Genomic DNA, 4,425 nt, shown 5'->3' on the forward strand with positions numbered 1-4,425 from the left:
GTGCAGGTTGAAGCCGAAGACGGCCCCCGAGTTGTCTTCCGTCACGTCCAGCCGGTCCACGTCGACGGCGAAGACGGTGAAGATGTAGCGGTGCGGGCCGTGGCCGGGCGGCGGGGCGGCGCCGCCGAAACCGGCCTCGCCATAGTCGGTGCGGCCCTGGACGGCGCTCTTGGGCAGGTTCGCGCCGCCCACCGCGCCCGCGCCGGCGGCCAGTTCGGCGACATCGGCTGGAATGTTGGCGACCATCCAGTGCCAGAACCCGGACCCGGTCGGGGCGTCGGGATCATAGCAGGTGACGGCGAAGCTCCTGGTCCCTTCGGGCGCGCCCGACCATGACAGTTGCGGCGAGATGTTTCCCAGCGCCTTGACCTGGGCGTCGGGCAGGACGCCGCCGTCGGAAAAATCGGTCGAGGTGACGGTGAAGCTCATGGCGGCGCTCTCTCCTTGGCGGCGGATCGGATTGCCCAACTAACGAAAGACTGGTCACGGACGTTGCGTCGCGACATTCTGTCCCTAGCTAAGGTCAAGCTGTCTTGATGAGCGGAGGAACGGGATGCTGCAAGCCCTGTTGGACCGAACCTTTCAGACGCGGTCGATCCGGGTGCGGCTTCCGGATGGTCGCGAACTGACGGCGGGGCCGGGCGAACCGGAACTGACGGCCGTGCTGACGGACATGAAGACCGCCGTCGCCATCGCCGCCAATCCCGATCTGGCCCTGGGCGAAGCCTTCATGGACGGAACGTTCCGCATCGAGGGCGGAAGCATCTATGACTTCCTCCAGCTGACGACCTCGCAACTGGCCCTGCGGCCGCGCTCGCCCAAGCTGACCTGGATGCAGCGGCTTAAGCGCGGGGCGGAGCAGGCTAATGATCGGCTCCATGCGCGCTGCAACGTTAGCCATCACTATGATCTGACGGTCAATTTCTATCGCCTGTTTCTGGACGAAGACCTGCAATATTCCTGCGCCTTCTTCGAGACGCCGGACGCCAGCCTGGAACAGGCCCAGGTCGCCAAGAAGCGCCGCCTGATCGACAAGCTGCTGCTGGAGCCGGGGCACAGCGCCCTGGACATCGGCGCCGGCTGGGGCGGACTGGGCCTGTCCATGGTCGAACGCGGCGCGCGGGTGACCGGCGTCACCCTGTCCACCGAACAGCACCGCACCGCCAACGAGCGGGCGACCGCCCTAGGCGTCACCGACCGGGCTGATTTCCGGCTTCAGGACTATCGCGACCTGGACCAGACCTTCGACCGCATCATCTCGGTGGGGATGTTCGAGCACGTCGGCGTGCCGAACTATCAGGAGTATTTCGACACGGTCGCCCGTTTGCTGGACGACGACGGGGTGGCGGTGATCCACGCCATCGGCCGCAAGTCGCCGCCCAATCGCACCCAGCCGTGGGTGCGCAAATACATCTTCCCCGGCGGCTATATCCCGGCCCTGTCCGAGGTGCTGCCCGCCATCGAGCGCGCGGGTCTGTGGGTCACGGACATGGAGGTGCTGCGCCTGCATTACGCCGAGACTCTGCGGCATTGGCGCGAGCGGTTCCTGGCGCGGCGCGGCGAGGCGCTGGCCATGTACGACGAGCGCTTCTGCCGGATGTGGGAGTTCTATCTCGCGGCCAGCGAGGTCGCCTTCCGCGAACTGGGCCACATGGTGTTCCAAGTGCAGCTGACGAAGAAGCAGACGGCTGTGCCGCTGAGCCGCGACTATCTGTGCGGCTAGGCCGGCGGGCATAGAAAAAGGCCGCCCTTTCGAGCGGCCTTGATCGTCTGAACCGTCATCGCTCTCAGGCGATTTCGATCCGGTAGCTTTCGATGACCGTGTTGGCCAGCAGGGTCTCGCACATGCGCTTGACCTCGGCCTCCTTGTCGGCGACGGCGTCGTCGAGGTCGAACTCGATCAGCTTGCCGACGCGGGCGTTGGCGACGCCAGCCCAGCCCAGACCCTGCAGGGCGCCTTCGACGGCCTTGCCCTGGACGTCCAGGACGCCGGGCTTGAGGAAGACGTGAACTTTAACCTTGGCCATTAATGCAGCCCTCCCTGAATCACGGTCGGCATGTCCTTCATGATGCCGAGGCGGCGGGCCACCTCGGTGTAGCTTTCGATGACGTCGCCCATGTCGCGGCGGAAGCGGTCCTTGTCCAGCTTCTCGCCGGTGGTCGAATCCCACAGGCGGCACGAGTCGGGGCTGATTTCGTCGGCCAGGATGACGCGGGCGAAGTCGTTCTCCCACACGCGGCCGAACTCGATCTTGAAGTCGACCAGGGTGATGCCGACGGCGCCGAACATGCCGCACAGATAGTCGTTCACCCGCACCGTCATGGCCAGGATGTCGTCCAGTTCCTGGGTCGTGGCCCAGTTGAACGCCGTGATGTGCTCTTCGGTCACCATCGGGTCGTTCAACTCATCCTTCTTGTAGTAGAATTCGATGATCGAACGGGGCAGGGGCGTGCCCTCTTCCTGGCCCAGGCGCTGGGCCAGCGAGCCGGCGACGACGTTGCGGCACACCACTTCCAGCGGAATGATCTCGACTTCGCGGATCAGTTGCTCGCGCAGGTTCAGGCGCTTGATGAAGTGGTTGGTCACGCCGATCGAGTTCAGGCGCGACATGATGAATTCGCTGATGCGGTTGTTGATGACGCCCTTGCCTTCCAGGGTCGCCTTCTTCTGCGCGTTGAAGGCGGTCGCGTCGTCCTTGAAATACTGGATCAGCGTGCCCGGCTCAGGCCCTTCGTACAGGATCTTGGCCTTGCCCTCGTAGAGCTTCTTGCGCTTGGTGTTCATCTTCGGGCCCCGGGGGGAAGGAAACGGACGGCCTCAAAACGAAAAACGCGCGGCCCGAAGGTCGGGGCGGCGCGGTTCCTGAATCGATGGCGGCTATATAGAACCACGCGCCCTTTAGCCGAAGGGCGTCTGTGACACAAATATCCTGAAGCGACCCTGCGTCAGCATACGCGACCGAAGTCTGGTTGCGTTCGGTCGCGCCGGGGGCCATAGAGCCGTTTGCGGACGAGACTGGTCCGTGACTGGAGTTACGACGCGCATGACGACCTTCGACGATCGGGAACAGGCCTATGAGGCCAAGTACGCCCTCGATCAGGAACAGGAATTCAAGGCCATCGCGCGTCGCAACAAGATGCTGGGCCTGTGGGCGGCCGAGAAGATGGGCCTGTCGCCCGAGAGCGCCGAGCAATACGCCGCCGCCGTGGTCCGCGCCGACTTCGAGCAGCCGGGCGAGGAAGACGTCTTCCGCAAGGTGGCCGGCGACTTCAAGGCCTCGGGCATGACGGTGTCTGAAGGCGAGCTGCGCTCCAAGATGGACGAACTGGCCTCGATCGCGCGCGAACAGATCCGCGCCGGCGAATAGGCCGCCTCGCAATCGAATGACACAAGGGCCGCAACCGGCGACGGTTGCGGCCCTTCTTCGATCCGGCTTCCGCCGGGGAAACGGAAGGGACCGGAGGCGCCGAGGCGCATCCGATCAACGCGCCCGCGGCCGGTCGGTTCGATCCGATGTCCTATTTCGGCATCAGCACCGTATCGACGATGTGAACCACGCCGTTCGACTGCGCCACGTCGGCTTGGCTGATAGTCGAGGTTCCGCCCTTGGCGTCGGTGATCTGCCACTTGCCGCCGCCGGCGTCCTTGATCATCAGCTTCTCGCCCTGGACCGTGGTCAGGGTGGCTGTACCGCCGTTGGCCTGGGCCTGGGCGGCGATGTCGGCGGCGGTCAGACGACCGGGCACGACGTGATAGGTCAGCAGCTTGGTCAGCGCCGCCTTCTGGGCGGGCTGCATCCAGCCCTCGCGCGTGGCGGCGGGGATCTTGTCAAAGGCCGCGTTGTCGGGCGCGAAAACGGTGAAGGGGCCGGGGCCTTGCAGCCGTTCGGTCAGGCCGGCGGTCTGCAGCGCGCTGACCAGGGTGGTCAGGTTCGGGGCCTTGGAAGCGTTGGCGACCAGATTGTCGGATGGGTTCATCGCCACGCCGCCGACCATGGGCTCGGTCGTGGCGGGGGTCATGGCGGGCGGGGCGCTCTCGACCGGCGCCGGCTCCTTCTTCGTCTCGTTCTGGCCGCAGGCGGCCACGGCCAGCAGGGCGGCGGACGATACGGCGAGGGCGGTGATGCGGGTGAATGTCATGAGATTCCTCCATCGACGTCGGCTTGCAAACGGGGGGAGACCGCGTCGGGAAGGAATACGGCTGCCTGCGCAAAAGGATGCGTTCGCGATCAATTTTTCCGGCGCGGCGCGTGATGCGCGACCAAGCTCGGCTCAACCCAGATAGGGGGCGAGTGCGGTCCAGCGCGACAGTTTCTCGGCGAACGGCCGGGCGTGGGCCGCGCTGGATGAGGGCAGGTCGACAAGGGCGACGCCGGACGCCCCGAACAGGGCGCGTCGGCCCAGCCGCGCCGCCGTTCCGCCGTT

At 65.7% G+C, this 4,425-nt stretch carries 6 protein-coding genes; 2 read left to right on the forward strand and 4 right to left on the reverse strand.

Annotated features, from left to right (window positions below; all coding sequences use genetic code 11):
* A partial coding sequence (locus RT567_RS06710) for a YbhB/YbcL family Raf kinase inhibitor-like protein (RefSeq protein ID WP_313575222.1) occupies nt 1-429 on the reverse strand: 429 nt, incomplete at its 3' end.
* A 124-nt stretch (nt 430-553) separates the two neighbouring features.
* Here RT567_RS06710 and RT567_RS06715 point away from each other — a divergent pair.
* Nucleotides 554-1,723 (forward strand): cyclopropane-fatty-acyl-phospholipid synthase family protein, encoded by a 1,170-nt coding sequence (locus RT567_RS06715; RefSeq protein ID WP_313575224.1) that lies wholly within the window; start codon nt 554-556, stop codon nt 1,721-1,723.
* Between the two features lie 64 nt (nt 1,724-1,787).
* Here the strand turns inward: RT567_RS06715 and purS are convergent, their stop codons facing one another.
* Both purS and purC read right to left on the reverse strand, forming a co-directional pair.
* Nucleotides 1,788-2,027, reverse strand: coding sequence for a phosphoribosylformylglycinamidine synthase subunit PurS (gene purS / locus RT567_RS06720; protein WP_313575225.1), 240 nt, complete (start codon nt 2,025-2,027; stop codon nt 1,788-1,790).
* Nucleotides 2,027-2,785 (reverse strand): phosphoribosylaminoimidazolesuccinocarboxamide synthase, encoded by a 759-nt coding sequence (gene purC / locus RT567_RS06725; RefSeq protein WP_003165779.1) that lies wholly within the window; start codon nt 2,783-2,785, stop codon nt 2,027-2,029. Before purC ends, purS begins: the two co-directional genes overlap by 1 nt.
* Nucleotides 2,786-3,044: 259 nt before the next feature.
* Here purC and RT567_RS06730 point away from each other — a divergent pair, with 259 nt between their 5' ends.
* On the forward strand, nt 3,045-3,368 hold the full coding sequence (locus RT567_RS06730) for a DUF1476 domain-containing protein (RefSeq protein WP_313575227.1): 324 nt from the start codon (nt 3,045-3,047) through the stop codon (nt 3,366-3,368).
* A gap of 151 nt (nt 3,369-3,519) precedes the next feature.
* On the opposite strand, the gene RT567_RS06735 is transcribed toward RT567_RS06730, so the two are convergent.
* Nucleotides 3,520-4,140: a fasciclin domain-containing protein gene (locus RT567_RS06735; RefSeq protein WP_313575229.1), complete on the reverse strand. Its 621-nt coding sequence runs from the start codon at nt 4,138-4,140 to the stop codon at nt 3,520-3,522.
* Nucleotides 4,141-4,425 lie beyond the last annotated feature (285 nt).

This window comes from Brevundimonas sp. (genome assembly GCF_032107865.1).
Taxonomy (GTDB): Bacteria; Pseudomonadota; Alphaproteobacteria; order Caulobacterales; family Caulobacteraceae; genus Brevundimonas.